The 16335-nt window shown below is 69.6% G+C and carries 17 protein-coding genes; 4 read left to right on the top strand and 13 right to left on the bottom strand.

Annotation, left to right across the window (positions count from 1 at the left end):
* Nucleotides 1-100: 100 nt before the first annotated feature.
* The gene (locus ACFYW7_RS32525) at nucleotides 101-496 is read right to left on the bottom strand and encodes a hypothetical protein (protein WP_389508955.1); all 396 of its coding nucleotides are present in this window, start codon (nucleotides 494-496) and stop codon (nucleotides 101-103) included.
* Nucleotides 497-700: 204 nt separating this feature from the next.
* On the opposite strand from ACFYW7_RS32525, the gene ACFYW7_RS32520 reads away from it, so the two are divergent.
* On the top strand, nucleotides 701-1168 hold the full coding sequence (locus ACFYW7_RS32520; protein WP_389509137.1) for a DUF4240 domain-containing protein: 468 nt from the start codon (nucleotides 701-703) through the stop codon (nucleotides 1166-1168).
* 6 nt (nucleotides 1169-1174) lie between these two features.
* Here the strand turns inward: ACFYW7_RS32520 and ACFYW7_RS32515 are convergent, their stop codons facing one another.
* The gene (locus tag ACFYW7_RS32515) at nucleotides 1175-1840 is read right to left on the bottom strand and encodes a GntR family transcriptional regulator (protein ID WP_389508953.1); all 666 of its coding nucleotides are present in this window, start codon (nucleotides 1838-1840) and stop codon (nucleotides 1175-1177) included.
* A gap of 1244 nt (nucleotides 1841-3084) precedes the next feature.
* Here ACFYW7_RS32515 and ACFYW7_RS32510 point away from each other — a divergent pair.
* Complete coding sequence (locus ACFYW7_RS32510; RefSeq protein ID WP_389508951.1) at nucleotides 3085-3609, top strand: peptidoglycan-binding protein; 525 nt, start codon at nucleotides 3085-3087, stop codon at nucleotides 3607-3609.
* Between the two features lie 389 nt (nucleotides 3610-3998).
* Here ACFYW7_RS32510 and ACFYW7_RS32505 read toward each other — a convergent pair whose 3' ends face one another.
* Nucleotides 3999-4472 carry a carboxymuconolactone decarboxylase family protein gene (locus tag ACFYW7_RS32505; protein ID WP_389508948.1) on the bottom strand — a complete coding sequence of 158 codons (474 nt, stop codon included), beginning with the start codon at nucleotides 4470-4472 and terminating at the stop codon, nucleotides 3999-4001.
* Nucleotides 4473-4953: 481 nt separating this feature from the next.
* Here ACFYW7_RS32505 and ACFYW7_RS32500 point away from each other — a divergent pair, with 481 nt between their 5' ends.
* On the top strand, nucleotides 4954-5232 hold the full coding sequence (locus ACFYW7_RS32500) for a hypothetical protein (RefSeq protein WP_389508946.1): 279 nt from the start codon (nucleotides 4954-4956) through the stop codon (nucleotides 5230-5232).
* A gap of 77 nt (nucleotides 5233-5309) precedes the next feature.
* On the opposite strand, the gene ACFYW7_RS32495 is transcribed toward ACFYW7_RS32500, so the two are convergent.
* The 5 genes from ACFYW7_RS32495 to rpsB all read right to left on the bottom strand — a co-directional run bounded on the left by ACFYW7_RS32495 (nucleotide 5310) and on the right by rpsB (nucleotide 9977).
* The gene (locus tag ACFYW7_RS32495; protein ID WP_389508944.1) at nucleotides 5310-6440 is read right to left on the bottom strand and encodes a phosphatidate cytidylyltransferase; all 1131 of its coding nucleotides are present in this window, start codon (nucleotides 6438-6440) and stop codon (nucleotides 5310-5312) included.
* Entirely contained in the window at nucleotides 6440-6997 is a 558-nt protein-coding gene (gene frr / locus ACFYW7_RS32490; RefSeq protein WP_037625129.1) for a ribosome recycling factor, read from the bottom strand. The genes ACFYW7_RS32495 and frr overlap by 1 nt, the downstream gene beginning before the upstream one ends.
* A 172-nt stretch (nucleotides 6998-7169) precedes the next feature.
* Complete coding sequence (gene pyrH, locus ACFYW7_RS32485) at nucleotides 7170-7940, bottom strand: UMP kinase (RefSeq protein WP_389508942.1); 771 nt, start codon at nucleotides 7938-7940, stop codon at nucleotides 7170-7172.
* A 190-nt stretch (nucleotides 7941-8130) separates the two neighbouring features.
* Nucleotides 8131-8967, bottom strand: coding sequence for a translation elongation factor Ts (gene tsf / locus ACFYW7_RS32480; RefSeq protein ID WP_328671750.1), 837 nt, complete (start codon nucleotides 8965-8967; stop codon nucleotides 8131-8133).
* 95 nt (nucleotides 8968-9062) lie between these two features.
* Nucleotides 9063-9977, bottom strand: a complete 915-nt coding sequence (rpsB, locus tag ACFYW7_RS32475; RefSeq protein WP_389508939.1) for a 30S ribosomal protein S2 — start codon at nucleotides 9975-9977, stop codon at nucleotides 9063-9065.
* A gap of 605 nt (nucleotides 9978-10582) precedes the next feature.
* On the opposite strand from rpsB, the gene ACFYW7_RS32470 reads away from it, so the two are divergent.
* Nucleotides 10583-11152, top strand: a complete 570-nt coding sequence (locus ACFYW7_RS32470) for a peptidoglycan DD-metalloendopeptidase family protein (RefSeq protein WP_389508937.1) — start codon at nucleotides 10583-10585, stop codon at nucleotides 11150-11152.
* Nucleotides 11153-11300: 148 nt separating this feature from the next.
* Here the strand turns inward: ACFYW7_RS32470 and ACFYW7_RS32465 are convergent, their stop codons facing one another.
* The 5 genes from ACFYW7_RS32465 to ACFYW7_RS32445 all read right to left on the bottom strand — a co-directional run bounded on the left by ACFYW7_RS32465 (nucleotide 11301) and on the right by ACFYW7_RS32445 (nucleotide 16251).
* Nucleotides 11301-11858, bottom strand: coding sequence for a TetR/AcrR family transcriptional regulator (locus ACFYW7_RS32465; protein WP_389509135.1), 558 nt, complete (start codon nucleotides 11856-11858; stop codon nucleotides 11301-11303).
* Between the two features lie 143 nt (nucleotides 11859-12001).
* Nucleotides 12002-12844, bottom strand: coding sequence for an RNA polymerase sigma factor WhiG (gene whiG / locus ACFYW7_RS32460; protein ID WP_389508935.1), 843 nt, complete (start codon nucleotides 12842-12844; stop codon nucleotides 12002-12004).
* 271 nt (nucleotides 12845-13115) lie between these two features.
* Complete coding sequence (gene dprA, locus ACFYW7_RS32455) at nucleotides 13116-14261, bottom strand: DNA-processing protein DprA (protein ID WP_389508933.1); 1146 nt, start codon at nucleotides 14259-14261, stop codon at nucleotides 13116-13118.
* Entirely contained in the window at nucleotides 14258-15880 is a 1623-nt protein-coding gene (locus ACFYW7_RS32450; RefSeq protein WP_389508931.1) for a YifB family Mg chelatase-like AAA ATPase, read from the bottom strand. The genes dprA and ACFYW7_RS32450 overlap by 4 nt, the downstream gene beginning before the upstream one ends.
* Nucleotides 15880-16251, bottom strand: coding sequence for a YraN family protein (locus tag ACFYW7_RS32445; RefSeq protein WP_389508929.1), 372 nt, complete (start codon nucleotides 16249-16251; stop codon nucleotides 15880-15882). The genes ACFYW7_RS32450 and ACFYW7_RS32445 overlap by 1 nt, the downstream gene beginning before the upstream one ends.
* Between the last annotated feature and the right edge of the window lie 84 nt (nucleotides 16252-16335).

The raw sequence follows: 16335 nt of genomic DNA, 5'->3' as shown, positions 1-16335 counted from the left end.
TGCGACGGCCGGACAGAGATGCTGGTGTAGGCCTCCGTCCGGCACCGTGGATGTCAGAAGCCTTCTGATCCGTAGCTCTAGCCAGTTCGGTCAACGACGGTCATTCCGGTCGCTCCGGGGTCCCTGAGGGACGCCGATGGGCGGGGGTGGTCGCTGGGGTTGCGGTACCGCGCCGCTGTACGGCTTGCTTCGCTGCCAGATTCCGGGCGTGAGCTTCGCGTCGTAGCCGCCGTTCGTAGTCGGCGATCTGCTGGGCGACGGGGACGCTGGTGGCAGTTCGGATCAACCGCTCGTTTTCACGATCCACCAGGAAGGGACCGTTGCCTCCCAACCGAGGGCGCGCCCCGCTCTGATCATCCCGGACCGCCCCCCAGTAGAAGATCCACCCGAACGGCAATGTCTCTACACGCAGGATCTGAAGGTCGTACTCGACGCAGCCCCGTGCACCGTCGATCTCGGCAAGCACCAGTCGGCGCGCGTCCTCCTCGGTCAGCATCGCCCGATGATGACATGGCGGCATCACACGCCGGGACGTTTACGTCTGGCGTACACCCCCTTTAGGAGTTCGATCGACACCCGCCCCGGGGGCCGTCGTCGCCAGGTCCGGCGGTCGTGCGGGGGCGCTGGCGTATGCCGTCGTCCGGCCTCGTTGATGTCAGCCGTGGATGTCAGACCGCTCTGGCATCCTGCGCCAGTGACAATGACCTGGGCCGCCTTCTGGGCGCTGATAGCCACCCTGAACGGCGAAGCCACGGAGGCGAGCTGCCGGCGCCTGGCCGAGGAGCTGAGCCGCCGTTCCGTCCCCGACATCGTCGGCTTCGCGGAACGTCATGCCGAGGCTCTCTACCGCTTGGACCAGGAGAAGTTCGGGACGCTTCCGGTTGCCGACATGGCGGACCGGAACGGCGAGCCCTTCCCGCAGTCTGCCGACGTGTTCCTGTACGCCCGTTGCGCTGTCGTCGCCGCAGGACGAGTCGTATGGGAAGGCGTCTTTTTCGACGTCGACAAGTTTGCCCCGTACACCTCCACCGAGTTTGACGGGGAGTGGCTGCTGTACGTGCCGGATCAGGCGTACGAACTCGCCACCGGGAAGGAGTGGGACCGTCCGACCCGGTACTGCTTCGAGAGCTACTCCAACAAGGATGGATGGCCGGACCTGGGGAGCTGAGGTGGGTTACCGCTTGATGGGGATCTCGTAGACGATCTCGCAGTGCGCGGCGGGCACGACGATGTCCGCCGTCTCCACGGGGCGCCCCTGATCGCTGTAGTACGTCCGCCGGATGTGCGTGACGAGCGCGGCCTTCTGAATGCCGAGCAGGGACGCCTCCTCGGCGCTCGCCTGCCGCGGCTCCGGCTGCTCCACGGCATGGCTGACGGTGACACCGATGGCAGCCATCCGGTTCACGACCCCGGCACCCGCGTGAGGCCCTCCCTCGGGGAGGACGATGAGCGTGCCGGCCATGAGGTAGTACGGCTCCCAACTCGTCGCCAGTTGCACCGGCTTGCCGTCGGCGAGGAACTCGTACACCGTCCGCACGCACAGCTCGCCCTCGACGACGCCGAGTCTGGCTGCGATCTCCGCCGGAGCCGGCACCTTGGCGTCGGTCCGGCTCTCCCATTCGCCCTGTCTGCCCAGAGCCTTCATGTCCGCGCGGAACGGGGACCCTTGGGGCTGCTCATGCGCCGATGAACGGACCACCCGCACCCGCTTCCGGGGTTCGGCGACGTATGTGCCCGATCCGGCTCGGCCCTCCAGCACGCCCTGGGAGATGAGCAGTTCCTGAGCACGGCGGACCACGTTCTCGCCCACGCCGCGCCCCTCGATGCGAACTATGGGCACGGCGGCTGCTGATGGTTGCTGTGGCGGTTGAGCGGGTCCCTGAGGCCTCTGTCGGTCGGCCGTGGCCGCCGTGGTTGCTGTACTTCGCTGCTGTACGAAACCCATCACTAGGGCCAGAGCAACAGGTACGGTCTGCGCCACTGACTGCTATCGGCGGGCAGTCTTGAAAACCGTCGTGGCACGAGTCACCGTGGGTTCAAATCCCACACCCACCGCAGGTGAACGGCCCCTGACTAAGTAACTTGAGAAGTGAAGGGCCGGATCTCTGACCTGCGGACCTGTTATCGATCAACGCTGCGACCTGCGACTTAGCTGTCGGTGATTGTCAGCGTTGGTCGTCGTTGAGCACCCTTCGACGGCCCAGTCCTACCGGTTCCGTGCTTTGAACCAGCGAACCGCAGTGAGAGTCAGACCCAAGACGGCGAAGAGCGTGACCACTATGGCGATCTGGGCACCCAAAGGCATCATGCTGAACATGTGCGTCTCCCTCGCTGATCGACCGCAGTCGCTTTTGAACTCGAACTCGTGGCCGTATGTGGGGTGACCATGCCATGTCTCATGGTCTTTTGGTCACTCAAGGCGCAAAGCTTGAGGATCTTCTGAGCTGCACTCTCCCGTTATCCGCACCCACCACTCACCCCAGCTCCCGTCCCGTCCGCCGTCGACCCACACACCGTGGAGCGGGCGTGGTTCAGGGCGTCAAGGTGGAGCGCGCCACCTGCACGAACGACCTTGACGCCCTGGGCCGCGGCTGCTCGGCTCTGCCTGGGTCGGCGGTGGACGGGATGGGAGCTCCCCGCGCACGCCACGCTCGGCCGGCACTCGCCAGCGGCGCCCCTCCGTCCCGGAGTCGGAACGCCCCCGCCGGGGGCATCGTCTTGACCGTGGCCGTGCTCGTGCGATGGTCGTCACTCATCAGACCGGCCCTCCAGACCGCGTGACCCAACCTGTCACCCAACCCTGCATCAGACCCGAACGTACGCGGCGCGCGGTGGATTCGGCCTTGGCAGTCATCAGTAGTACTGGCGTCTCGCCATGAGGGCGCATTGGTGTGCGCACTAAATGCATCGCGCTTCTAACGGCACGCTACGTGCCCTCACCAAGTCGCCCTCCTTGTGGGAGATTCTTCCGATCAGGCTCCATCGGCCGAACAGCTGAGCATGCACGAGGGGGAGCAAGCCGTGAAACGAGAACCCCGGGGCTTGTCGCGAACGCGACGAGGGCCAGCCATTGGTGTCGCAGGCATGCTGTTGGCTGCCGGCGCGTTCACGGGAACCGCAGCCGCACCGGCCAGCGCCGACACAGGCGTACCGTCTCCGCAACAGAGTCGAATCTCGCTGGAGATGAGCGAGTGCGGCGTGATGTATCTCGGCACCGTCGGGACATGCATCACCAGCTTGCAGACATGGATGAACTGGGCTGTAGGGACCAAGGCCACCGCCATTGAGATTGATGGGGTGTACGGAAAGCAGACCCAAGCCCTCGTCCAGACGTTCCAGCGCCGATACGTCTCAGTCACGCCGAACGGAATGTTCGGCGCGAAGTCAAGGGCCGCCCTGAAGCGCTGGTTCGAGGCAGGAAAAACCCGCGAGCACGGCAGCGGTTTGCCTTGCAACCCCGCCCTTGGGTGGGGTTGCGACAAGGGGGCGGTCAAAGAAGGGGTGAACGCCGGTCTCGCAGGTACGATCATCTGCGCTGCCGTCGGTGCACCGTTTGGCCCCCACGTCAGCGCAGCTGCTGGCGTCTTCTGTGACATCACGCTGGATTGACGGCCCAGAGACGGCCCAGTTTCCCAGAACGGCCCCTACCTGCGACAAACATGCAGGTATGGGCCGTTGTCACGAGATCACTATGAGTTCTCCGGGCTTCCGCATAACCCTTCCAGGGTCGCAGATCGTTTGGCCCCGCCCAGGTCAGATGGGCGAGCGCCTTGTCACCCTCCGATGCCCCTCGTCACCGTTGGTCAACATGCCACGGTCCAGAGACGGCCCATCGGTCACAGTCCGCCCCGGACACGCTCACAGATCGATGCGCTCCGTCACCACCTCGTCGGCGGGCTCGCCGCAGCGCAGCACGACGTGCGCCGGCCGGACCCCGACATGCCCGGCCGGACCCCGGCGCCGCCGTCGCGACACCGGCGGTCCCGGCCGGGCGTTTCCTACGCGAACTGGCCGGGCTGGTAGCCGCCCGCCGGCTGCTGGACCATGACGTTCCCGCGGTTGAAGGCGTTGATGAGGGCGATGCAGCACACCAGGGCGGCGAGCTGCTCCTCGTCGTAGTACTTGGCGGCGTTCGCCCAGCACTCGTCCGTGACACCGCCCGCGGCGTCGGCGATGCGGGTGCCCTGCTCCGTCAGCTCCAGGGCGGCTCGCTCGGCGTCGGTGAACACCGTGGCCTCCCGCCAGGCGGCGACCAGGTTGAGGCGTACCGACGTCTCACCCGCCGCGATGGCGTCCTTGGTGTGCATGTCCGTGCAGAAACCGCAGCCGTTGATCTGGCTGGCGCGAAGCTTCACCAGTTCCTGCGTGGCGGCCGGCACGGTCGAGTCGGCGAGCGCCTTGCCCGCGGCAGCGAGGTGCTTGCTGAACTTGGCCGCGACCTGGCTGGCGAAGAGGTTCAACCGAGCTTCCATGGTGCGCTCCCTGTGTCGTCGTTCGTGGTTACACCTCTTCGACGGAACGGACCCCGCACGATGTGACACGCACCCATGTGACCTGCGTCTCCCCTGCCGCGTCTGCCGCCTTGCAGGCGGGCGCCGCCCGAGGACCCGCCACCAGGAACCCTCGCCGAGGATCCCGCCCGGACCACCGCCGACCACGACGGACCGACACCTCCAAACTGGCACCGCCGAACGGCCGCCACCCCGAACAGCACCCCGGAGCGGTCACGGGCCCCGGGAACGCCCCCACGGACCCGGGCAGGGCAAGGACGGGGCCGCAGCCACAGCCGCGGACACAAGCCACGAGCCACGAGCCACGAGCAGGATGCTGACGCAAACTCACGCCAAGCCCTAGAATCGAACGCGCGTACGAAGAAGTGTCACGTCCGGAGCATCCGCGCAGCGTCCGCGCGTGGCTGCTCCGATGCCGCCCCGGCACAGATCTGGGAGTCCTGTGAATCATGAACGCGCACAGCCCGAGGACGGATCGGGCGCACCCGTAGTCGTCCACCGCGCGACGGGAGCGGGCGGGCGCCGGGTGACCATCCGGGCCCGGAACGCCGGTGTCGCCCACAGCGACACCGATCTGGTCGAGTTCCTGCGCCGGGCGGGCCTGCCGGACGCCTCGGAGCTCCTGGACGACCCTCGCTGGGTCCGGTGGCAGGACGGCCGGCCGCACGAATACGACACCACCCCTCCCGGTCACACGGATCACGGTGTGGTGATCAGGTGACCTGAAGGGGTGGTGTCGTGGACGTGTGCGGAACGGACGACCGCGCGCGACGGCCGATCGTCGGATCCGGCGAAGGCTCAGCCGGAGCCGACGAAGAGCACCAGCAGCAGCCAGACCACCGGAGCAGTCGGGAGCAAGGAGTCCAGACGGTCCATGATGCCGCCGTGGCCCGGCAGCAGGGTGCCCATGTCCTTGATGCCGAGATCCCGCTTGATCATCGACTCGCCGAGGTCACCGAGCGTGGCGCTGACCGCGACCGCGAGACCGAGGATCAGACCCTGCCACCAGGTGCCGTCGTCGATCAGGTACTGCATGCACAGCGCACCCGCCGCCATCGCGAAGGTGACCGCTCCGAACAGGCCCTCACGGGTCTTTCCGGGGCTGATCCGCGGGGCCAGCTTGTGCTTGCCGAAGCGCCAGCCGACGGCGTACGCACCCGTGTCGCTGACGACCGTCAGGAGCAGGAAGGTCAGCACGCGACGCGGGCCGTCGTCGGCGGTGAGCATCATGGCCACGAAGGTCGCCAGGAACGGCACGTAGAAGGCCGCGAAGACCCCCGCCGTGACGTCCTTGAGGTAACCCTCGGGCGGTTCGGTCATCCGCCAGACCAGGACGGCGAGCGCGGTCAGCGCCATGGCCACCCAGGCACCCTCGGCACCGCGCACGTACCCGGAGACCACCATGGCGGCCCCACCGAGTGCCAGCGGCACGAGGGGCGCCTTGATGCCCTTGCGCTCCTCCAGCCGCGAGGTGAGCTCCCAGAGCCCCACCACCACGGCTACCGCGATCACTCCGACGAAGACGGCCTTGACGACGAACAACGACGCGACGATCACGGCACCGAGCCCGACGCCCACTCCTATGGCCGCGCCCAGGTCGCGTCCCGCACTCTTCTTCTGAGGTGCGGGTGCGGGCTGGGGGGCGGCGCTGGGCATGGGCTCCTGCGGGTTGTGCGACGGATGCCCGTAGGGCGCCGTCATCGGTGTCTCGTCACGGACCGGGGGACCGCTCGGCCGAGCGGTCCCCGCGTCGTCATCCTGGTCTCCGCCATGTGCGGGTACGTCGGGCACGGTGGGCATGGGCCGAGTGTGCTGCGCGTCATGCGCATCGTACGTGGGACCCGCCGGGGCTGCCCCCTGGACAGGCCCCTGCTCGGACGGCCCCCAGTACCCGGCTTGTGGCGGCGCCCCCCAGGAAGAGTCGTTCATCAGACCTCGAGCAGCTCCGCTTCCTTGTGCTTCAGGAGCTCGTCCACCTGGGCGACGTACTTCGCCGTGGTGTCGTCGAGTTCCTTCTCCGCACGGCGGACCTCGTCCTCGCCGGACTCCTTGTCCTTGACGAGCTTGTCGAGGGCGTCCTTCGCCTTGCGGCGCACGGCGCGGATCGAGACCTTGGCGTCCTCGCCCTTGGTCCGCGCGACCTTGATGTAGTCCTTGCGGCGCTCTTCCGTGAGCTCGGGGAACGTCACACGGATGATGTTGCCGTCGTTGCTGGGGTTGACGCCCAGGTCGGAATCGCGGATCGCCTGCTCGATGTTGCGCAGCGCGCTCTTGTCGAACGGGGTCACCACGGCCATGCGCGGCTCCGGCACGGAGAACGAGGCCAACTGGTTGATCGGCGTCAACGCGCCGTAGTAGTCGGCCACGATCTTGTTGAACATCGCCGGGTGCGCACGGCCTGTGCGGATCGCGGCGAAGTCCTCCTTGGCGACCACGACGGCCTTCTCCATCTTCTCCTCGGCCTCGAGGAGGGTCTCTTCGATCACCACTTGCTCCTGCGTGTCTTGAGTAGGCCCGGCTGCCGATTCCCCGTCGGGGCCGGCGGCCGGCTGCGTCGCGTCTTATTACTGCACGGTTCCGGACCGGCAGGGCATTGTCCATCCCCCGGTCGGGGTCCGTCCCGGACCGGGACTCGTACCCGGTCCGAAGCCTCGCCCGTCAGGCCCGGCCGCTCTCGTCACCCACGAGTGTGCCGATCTTCTCACCCTTGACCGCTCGCGCGATATTGCCCTCCGCCAGGAGTTCGAAGACCAGGATCGGCAGCTTGTTGTCCCGGCACAGCGTGATGGCGGTCATGTCCGCGACCTTGAGGTCCCGGGTGATGACCTCGCCGTAGCCGAGCGAGTCGAACTTGACCGCTCCGGGGTTGGTCTTCGGGTCGGAGTCGTAGACACCGTCCACACCGTTCTTGCCCATGAGGAGTGCCTCGGCGTCGATCTCCAGGGCCCGCTGGGCGGCGGTGGTGTCGGTCGAGAAATACGGCATGCCCATGCCGGCGCCGAAGATGACCACACGGCCCTTCTCCAGGTGCCGTACGCCGCGCAGCGGGATGTACGGCTCCGCGACCTGCCCCATGGTGATGGCGGTCTGGACACGGCTGTCGATGCCCTCCTTCTCCAGGAAGTCCTGGAGAGCGAGGCAGTTCATGACCGTGCCGAGCATGCCCATGTAGTCGGAGCGGGCGCGGTCCATGCCGCGCTGCTGGAGTTCGGCACCGCGGAAGAAGTTGCCGCCGCCGATGACGACGGCGATCTGGGCACCGCCGCGCACGACGGCCGCGATCTCGCGGGCGATCTTGTGCACCACGTCGGGGTCGACGCCCAGTCCGCCGCCACCGGCGAACGCCTCGCCGGAAAGCTTCAGCAGAAAGCGCCCCGCGCCTTTGCCGTCGTCGCTCTTCTCGCCCTTGTCGGCCTGGGTGGTGGTCATGGAGATCTCGCCTCTTTACGTGTCGCACATACGAAGAAGGCCACTGCCGGTGGGGTGTTGTTCGCATCCCATGCTCGGCAATGGCCTCCTCGTCAGATCTGCTGTCGTCCGGCACACACACGTGGATGCCGGCGCACGCGGACGACTGCTGTCGACCCTATAGGGGCCGAGCGTCGATCGCGGTACGGACTCAGATGCCGACCTTGATGCGCGAGAAGCGCTTCAGGGTGACACCGGCCTCGTCCAGAACCTTCTGGACGGACTTCTTGTTGTCGAGCGCGTACGGCTGGCCGAGGAGAGTGGCCTCCTTGAAGAAGCCGTTGACGCGACCCTCGACGATCTTCGGGAGGGCGGCCTCGGGCTTGCCCTCGGCGCGGGTGGTCTCCTCGGCGACGCGACGCTCGGTCTCGACGACCTCGGCCGGAACGTCCTCCTTGGAGAGGTACTTCGGCGCGAAGGCGGCGATGTGCTGCGCGATGCCCTTGGCGAGGTCGGCGTCGGCCTTGTCCAGCTCGACCAGAACACCGATCTGCGGGGGCAGGTCGGGCATGGTGCGGTGCATGTACGAAGCCACGAAGGCGCCGGAGAACTGGGCGAAGCGGTCCAGGACGATCTTCTCGCCCAGGTTGGCGTTGGCCTCGTCGACGAACGCCTGAACCGTCTTGCCGGGCTCGATCTCGGAGCCGAGGAGCGCCGCGATGTCCGCCGGGGACGTCTTGACGACGTGCTGGGCGATCTCGTTGGCGACGGCCTGGAACTTCTCACCCTTGGCGACGAAGTCCGTCTCGCACTTCAGCTCGACCAGGACACCGGAGGTGTTGTCGTCAGCGATGATGGAGACCACGGCGCCGTTCTCGGCGGAGCGGCCCTCGCGCTTGGCGACGCCCTTCTGGCCCTTGATCCGCAGCGCCTCGACGGCCTTGTCGACGTTGCCGTCGGCCTCGTCCAGCGCCTTCTTGCAGTCCATCATGCCGGCGCCGGTGAGCTCACGGAGCTTCTTGACGTCAGCGGCGGTGTAGTTCGCCATGATTCCTGGAGTCTCTCTCGAAGTCTGAAGATCTACGGGACGAACGGCGGGGGCTTTGGGGCCCCCGCCGTTCACAAACCCGAAGGGGTGAGGGGTCAGGCCTGCTCGGCCTCGGCGGCGGGGGCCTCGGCGGCAGGCGCCTCGGCGACCTCGGCCTCGGCGGCCGGAACCTCGGCCTGCTCGGCGTCGGCGACCTTCTCCGTCTCGGCGGAGGTCTGCACCTCGGCGTCGTCGGCCTTCTTCTCGCCCTCGAGCAGGTCACGCTCCCACGCGGCGAGCGGCTCGCCCGCGGCCTTGTCACCCGCGGCCTTGCCGGCGCCGGAGCGGGAGATGAGTCCCTCGGCGACGGCGTCGGCGATCACGCGGGTGAGCAGGGTGACGGAGCGGATCGCGTCGTCGTTGCCCGGGATCTTGTAGTCGACCTCGTCGGGGTCACAGTTGGTGTCGAGGATGGCGACGACCGGGATGTTGAGCTTCCGGGCCTCGCCGACCGCGATGTGCTCCTTCTTGGTGTCCACGATCCAGACGGCGCTGGGCACCTTCTGCATCTCGCGGATACCACCGAGGGTCTTCTCCAGCTTGGCCTTCTCGCGCGACAGCACGAGAAGCTCCTTCTTGGTGAGACCGGAGGCCGCGACGTCCTCGAAGTCGATCTGCTCGAGCTCCTTGAGGCGCTGCAGACGCTTGTAGACGGTGGAGAAGTTGGTGAGCATGCCGCCCAGCCAGCGCTGGTTGACGTAAGGCATGCCGACGCGGGTGGCCTGCTCGGCGATGGCCTCCTGCGCCTGCTTCTTCGTGCCGACGAACATGACCGTGCCGCCGTGGGCGACGGTCTCCTTGACGAACTCGTAGGCGCGGTCGATGTACGACAGCGACTGGAGCAGGTCGATGATGTAGATGCCGTTGCGCTCCGTGAAGATGAAGCGCTTCATCTTCGGGTTCCAACGACGGGTCTGGTGACCGAAGTGGACGCCGCTTTCCAGCAGCTCCCGCATCGTGACGACGGCCATGGCCGTTCTCCTCGGTTTCTCGGTTGTACCGCGTGTGCCGGACGGCACTCGCTCCTGACGCCCGCGATGCGCCTTGCCACAAAGGACCGAGAGGCGCTGACACCGGTTCGTGAGGACCAGATGCCGGGGCGTGCGAAGTCGACCCGGTGACCCGGATCGCCATCAGAAGTGTACGGGACCCGAGAGGGGCCGGGTGACGCCGCTGTCCACAACCGGCCGGTACTCCACAGATCCCGGCCGTGATCCGTTCGACGCGGGACGGTTCTCGCATGCGAATGAACCGTTGTGTCCGTACGTGGCCGTGCCCCCTGCCGGGTCTGACGCTGACCGTCCTGACGGCCCTGGGCGCCCTGATCCCCTCGGCCCTGGCCCACCCGGCCGCCCCGGCCCCGTCCTGGGGAAGCGGCCTCGCGCCCCCGTCCTCGGCAGCGGCTGCGGCAGCACTCGTCCTTGCGGCTGCACCGGAAGCCGGACCTGCTCGTCCACCCGGAGCGGGCCCCGCCATCGGGCCCGGGGCCGCCCGGACCGACCCGGCCGGCCCCGCATCGTCCGACCCCGCCCGGCCGTCACCCGGCCGGACCCCTCCGCCATCGCCCGGCCCACCCGTGCCGCCTGTCCCTCCGTCCCCCGGCCCGCCTGCCGCGCCCTCGGCCGATCCGCCCGAACCGCCGGCGAGCGATCCGACCGCTCCACCGGCGGCCGATCCCCTCGTCCCGGCACTCGCCCGCACCTGGCCCGTGGGCGTCCGTCCTTCCGTCGTACGGGGCTGGGAACCTCCGGCGACGGCCTACTCCCGCGGACATCGTGGCGTCGACCTCGCGGCCGTCCCCGGCGCCCCGGTCCGCTCCGTGGCACCCGGCCGGGTGTCGTTCGCGGGCCGGGTCGCGGGCCGCGGGGTCGTCTCGGTGGAGCTGTCGGGTACGGGAGCACCCCCGCTGCGGACGACGTACGGTCCCGTGCGGGCATCGGTGCGCAAGGGCGACGAGGTCCTCGCGGGCGGAGTGCTGGGCACCCTGGAGGCGCCGGTCGGCCACTGCGGTTCGGCTTCCTGCCTGCACTGGGGACTGCTCAGGGGCGGGACCTACCTGAACCCGCTGCCCCTGCTCCCGCCGTGGCTCCTGAGCAGGGGCCCCTCCCGCCTGCTGCCGCTCAGCGGAAGGGGCGCACTCCCCTGACCCCGCCCTGGAAACCGGAACCACGGGCCGGGACGCTCGGGCCGGGACCCGGGAGAGCAACAGACTCCAGGACGACAGGGCCGAAGAGCCAAGGGGCCAAGGGGCCACAAGGCTGGTGGCCGGTTGGCTCCGGCTCGATGGAACCGGCTCAGCCGCGAACGCCTCGCAGGGCCATCGCGACGGCCGCCTCCGTGATCGCGGGGGGATCCTCGGCGGCACCCAGCTCGATGCGCCGCACCGCGGCGTCGACCACGCCCTGCAGGAGCATCGCGGCCAGCCGCGGCTCGGTGTGGCCCATCGCGCCGAGCGCCTCACCGATCATGGTGACCAGCCCGCCGTGCGCGGCGCGGATCTTCTCCCGGGCACCCGCGTCGAGTTCGCTGGCGGAGATGGCGACCACGGCCCGGTGGCGCCGGTCGCCGACCAGGGCCAGCTGCTGCCGTACGTACGCCTCGACCTTCCCCTCGGGGCCGTCCGCCGCGGCCATCGCGGCGGAGACCTCGGCCGCCCAGACGGGGAAGTCGACCTCGCACAGTTCCTCCACGACGGCCGCCCTCGACCGGAAGTACTCGTACACGGAGGAACGCGCGAGCCCGGTCCGCTCGGCGAGCGCCGGAAAGGTCAGCGCCTCCGTCCCGCCCTCGGACAACAGGGACCGCGCCGCGTCCAGCAGGGCGGCTCGCTGCATCGACCGGTGCTCGGCCACGGAGGCCGCTCGAATCCTTGGCACGTCAACCACTGTACGGACGCACCGCCGCGGAAGGGAGTCACTCCGCCGAGCCGACCTCGGTGGCGCCGGCCAGCGCGGCGGTGACACCGTGGCGGGGCCCGGTGCCACGGACCGCCCGGTCAGCGCCCGAAGCTGGCCAGCTTGGCGCGCAGCTGCAGCACCGACTTGGTGTGGATCTGACTCACCCGGCTCTCGGTCACCCCGAGCACGTTGCCGATCTCGGCGAGGGTGAGCCCTTCGTAGTAGTAGAGCGTGACCACGGTCTTCTCCCGGTCGGGCAACGTGTTGATCGCCCGGGCCAGCAGCCGTCTCAGCTCCCGGTCCTCGGCAACCTCGACCGGATTGTCGGCGGCGGTGTCCTCCAGCGTGTCCATCAGGCTCAGCCGGTCGCCGCCCTCGCCGCCGGCGTGCAGGAGTTCCTCCAGCGCGACCACGTTGGCCAGCGACAACTGGCTGAACACCGCGTGGAGTTCCTCCACGGCGATGCCCATCTCGGCGGCGACCTCGCCCTCCGAGGGGGTACGCCGCAGCCTTGCCTCCAGCGTCGCGTAGGCGCGCTCCACGTTGCGCGCCTTCTGCCGCACCGACCGTGGGATCCAGTCCAGCGCCCGCAGTTCGTCGATCATCGCGCCGCGGATGCGGGTGATCGCGTACGTCTCGAACTTGATCTCCCGCTCGATGTCGAACTTCTCGATCGCGTCGATCAGCCCGAAGACTCCCGACGAGACGAAGTCCGCCTGTTCGACATTGGCCGGCAGCCCCACGCTGACCCGGCCCGCGACGTACTTCACCAAGGGTGAGTAGTGCAGGATCAGCTGCTCGCGCAACCGCTCGTCACCGGTCGACTTGTACGACCGCCACAGCTCGTCGAGCGTCGAGGGCGCGGGCGGGCGCACGCTGCCGCCGTCGCGGGCGGCTGGCGGAATCGCCGTCCGGTCGGACCCGGAGGTGTGCTGGGGCATTCGTCGCCTTGTGCCGTTCTGCCGTGAACCGTGAGTGCCTGGTCGTCCTGTCGGCGCCATGCCGAGATCGCGTGCCTGCTTCGGATTCTTGTGAGCGTAGCGTGACTGGGCTGTCGCAGTGTGCGAAGGGCGGGCTGTCACCCGCACGCGAAACCTTTCCCCGGGGCGCCCCCCGGAGTCGCGCCGGTTGCCCTGCGTGACCGCCGGGAGTCGCCAAGTGCTGGTATTCCCAAGGGTGTCGGCGTTCCCCCGGACGGCCGAACACGCTCGGTCAGCAGCGCTCCCGATCTCCGCGGACGGAGGTCATCGCCTGGCGTGTCAACTTCCAGCCGTCGCCGTGTCGTTCGACGAAACCAAGTGCTCGGAGTTCGTACAGTCTCCCGACCGCGTCGTCCGTGGTGGTCGCCGCTCTCCGGGCGATCTCCTCACCCGCCGCGCAGCCCCCGGCGGGCAGGGCGGCCAGGACGCGCCCCGCGGCCGGGTGCAGCAGGTCGCGCGGCAGAACGGGGCCGCGCCGGTCCGGTGCCAGCTCACCCATGTCACCGATCAGTTCGACGACCTCCGCCGCGTCGGAGACCAGGACGGCCTCACCCCGGAGCAGTTCGTGCACCCCGGCCGACAGTCCGCTGGTGGCGGGTCCCGGGACGCCCATCGTGAACCGGCCCAGACGCTGTGCCGCGCGGGCCGTGACGAGAGCTCCGCTGCGGTATGCCGCCTCGACGACGACGGTCCCCCGGGTGAGCGCGGCGACGACCCGGTTGCGAAGGATGAATCTGCTCGGCGTCGGGTGCTCGCCCGGCGGCAATTCCCCCACCACGAGTCCCTGTTCCGCGATCCTCGTGATCAGCTGGGTGTGTCCGCGCGGATAGGGCCGGTCGACACCGCAGGCAAGCACGGCGACGGTGGCGCCGCCCGCCCCGAGGGCGCCCCGGTGCGCGGCGCCGTCGATCCCGTACGCGCCGCCGGAGACCACGACCCAGCCCCGCTCCGCGAGCCCGGCGGCGAGGGTGGCCGCCATGTGCGCGCCGTACTCGGTGCAGGCCCGGGCGCCGACGAGGGCGACGGAGCGCAGCGCCCACATCCGCAGGGACACCCTGCCCCGCACCCACAGTCCGACCGGCCGGGCGTCCCCCAGATCGTCGAGCTGGGCCGGCCACTCGACTCCACCGGGGCAGACGAACCGCACCCCCGCGTCCCGCGCGAGGGCGAGGTCCCGCTCCGGATCCGCCCGACCGGCCCGGGCCCGCAGCCCGGCCCATCGCCTGTCGGTCATGCCTCGCGGCTGCCCCTCGTGGCCGTACAGCCAGCGGACGGCCGCCACGGCCCCGACCTCTCGAATCCAGCGTCCGCAGACCTCGTCGCCCGGTTCCACCACCCTGGAGAGCGTGACGCGGGCCGTGCGCTCGTCGTCCGTCATGCCGGCGAGCCGATCGCCATCGGCACCCCGCGCGGGATGCCGGTGCGCAACTGGAGTGCCAGCGCGACGTCCCCGGCGTCCGGCCTGTCGTGTCCCGCCAGGTCCGCGACCGTCCACGCGACGCGGAGCACCCGGTCCAGCCCACGGGCCGTCAGCAGCCCGCGCTCCAGGCTCCGCTCGGCCTCGTCCATCGCGCCGGACCGGGCCTGCCAGCGGCCGCGCAGCTCGCGGCCGGGCACCTCGCCGTTGGTGAGCCAGGGGGTTCCCGCCAGACGGGCGGCGGCCCGCTCGCGGGCGGCGCTCACCCGGTCCGCGACCGTTCTCGTCGACTCGCCCCGAGCACCGCGTGCGGTGAGTTCGGCCCGGGTGACGGGTTCGACCTCGACCCGTAGGTCGATCCGGTCGAGCAGCGGTCCGGAGAGCCTCGCCTGGTAGCGGCGGATGGCGGACGGCGGACACTCGCAGAAGTCGTTCGTCGTGCTGAAACGCCCGCAGGGGCAGGGGTTGGCGGCCAGCACCAGCAGGAATTTCGCGGGGAACCGTACGACTCCGGCGCTGCGCGCGATCACCACGTGCCCCGCTTCGAGCGGTTGTCGCAAGGCATCCAGAACGAATCCACTGAATTCCGGCGCCTCGTCCAGGAAGAGGACACCACGGTGTGAGAGGGACACCGCGCCGGGCCGTGCGAGGCCCTTGCCCCCGCCGACGAGCGACTGCATGGTCGCGGAGTGGTGGGGTGCGCAGTAGGGAGCGACGTCCACCATCGGTTTGCCGGGTGGCAGCAGGCCGGCGACGGAGTGGATCGCCGTCACCTCCAGGGATTCCTGCCGGGACAGACGCGGCATGAGCGACGGCATCCGCTCGGCCAGCATCGTCTTTCCCGCGCCCGGGGGTCCTTGGAGGAATACGTGGTGCCCCCCGGCCGCCGCCACCTCCATCGCGGTACGGGCCGACATCTGGCCGACGACGTCACCGAGATCGTCCCGGTCGCGTTCGGGCACGGCACCGGCGCACAGTCCGGTGGCCTCGCCCGTACCGGGCATGCGCAGGCCGGCCAGCAGCGGGTCCGGGCGGCCCTGCTCGGCCGGGTCCTCCTCGGGCACCGGTTCGTCCGCGAGGACCGCGATCAGCTGGCGCAGGCTGCGGATCCCGAGCACGGAGACCCCCGGCACCAGCGAGGCCTCGGCCGCCGCGCACTCCGGCACCACCACCTGTTCATACCCGGCGGCCGCCGCGGCGAGGACGGCCGGCAGGATGCCCCGGACCGGCCGCACCCTGCCGTCGAGTCCCAGCTCCCCGATCATCACGATGTCGCAGAGCACGCGGGGATCGAGCCGCTCGGAGGCGCCCAGCACCGCGCAGGCGACGGCGAGGTCGAAACCCGAACCGCTCTTGGGCACCGAGGCCGGGCTCAGCCCCACCGTCAGCTTCTTCTGGGGCCAGGCCGCACCGGAGTTGACCATCGCGGCCCTGACCCGGTCCCGACTCTCCGTCAGGCTCTTGTCGGGGAGCCCGACCAGCGTGAAGGCCGCGATGCCCGGCTCCAGGTCCGCCTGGACCTCGACGACGACGCCCTCCACGCCCACCAGTGCCACCGAGCACGTACGCGCGAACCCCATCAGGCCACCCCCCGCGCGTGCTCGACCACGGGCGCGCCTCGCTCGGGCAGGACGACGCCGATCAGGTCGATCCGGACGCCGCCCGGCGGGGCTCCGCCGTGTTCCTCGAGCCAGCGTTCGGCCAGGCCGCGCAGGCGTCGGGCCTTCGCCGGCGCGACGGCCGCCATCGGGTGCTGGAACGCGCCGGTCCTGCGGGTCTTGACCTCGCAGACGACGAGCGCGTCGCCGTCCCGGGCCACGATGTCGATCTCGCCGGTCCTGCCACTGCGCCAGTTGCGCGCCAGGACCGTCATGCCGGTCTCGGTCAGCCGTCGTGCGGCCAGGTCCTCGCCGTAGGCGCCCAGCGCCTTGCGTGCCTCGGATGTCTTCATGTCGGCACCACCTCCGGCACCGACACTGAGGCCCCGTCACCCAGCTGTTGGATCTTGGTGGACGAGCGGGTGACTGTGGAGATC

This window comes from Streptomyces sp. NPDC002580 (assembly GCF_042889485.1).
Lineage (GTDB): Bacteria > Actinomycetota > Actinomycetes > Streptomycetales > Streptomycetaceae > Streptomyces.
This window is presented reverse-complemented; position numbering and strand designations above follow the sequence as displayed.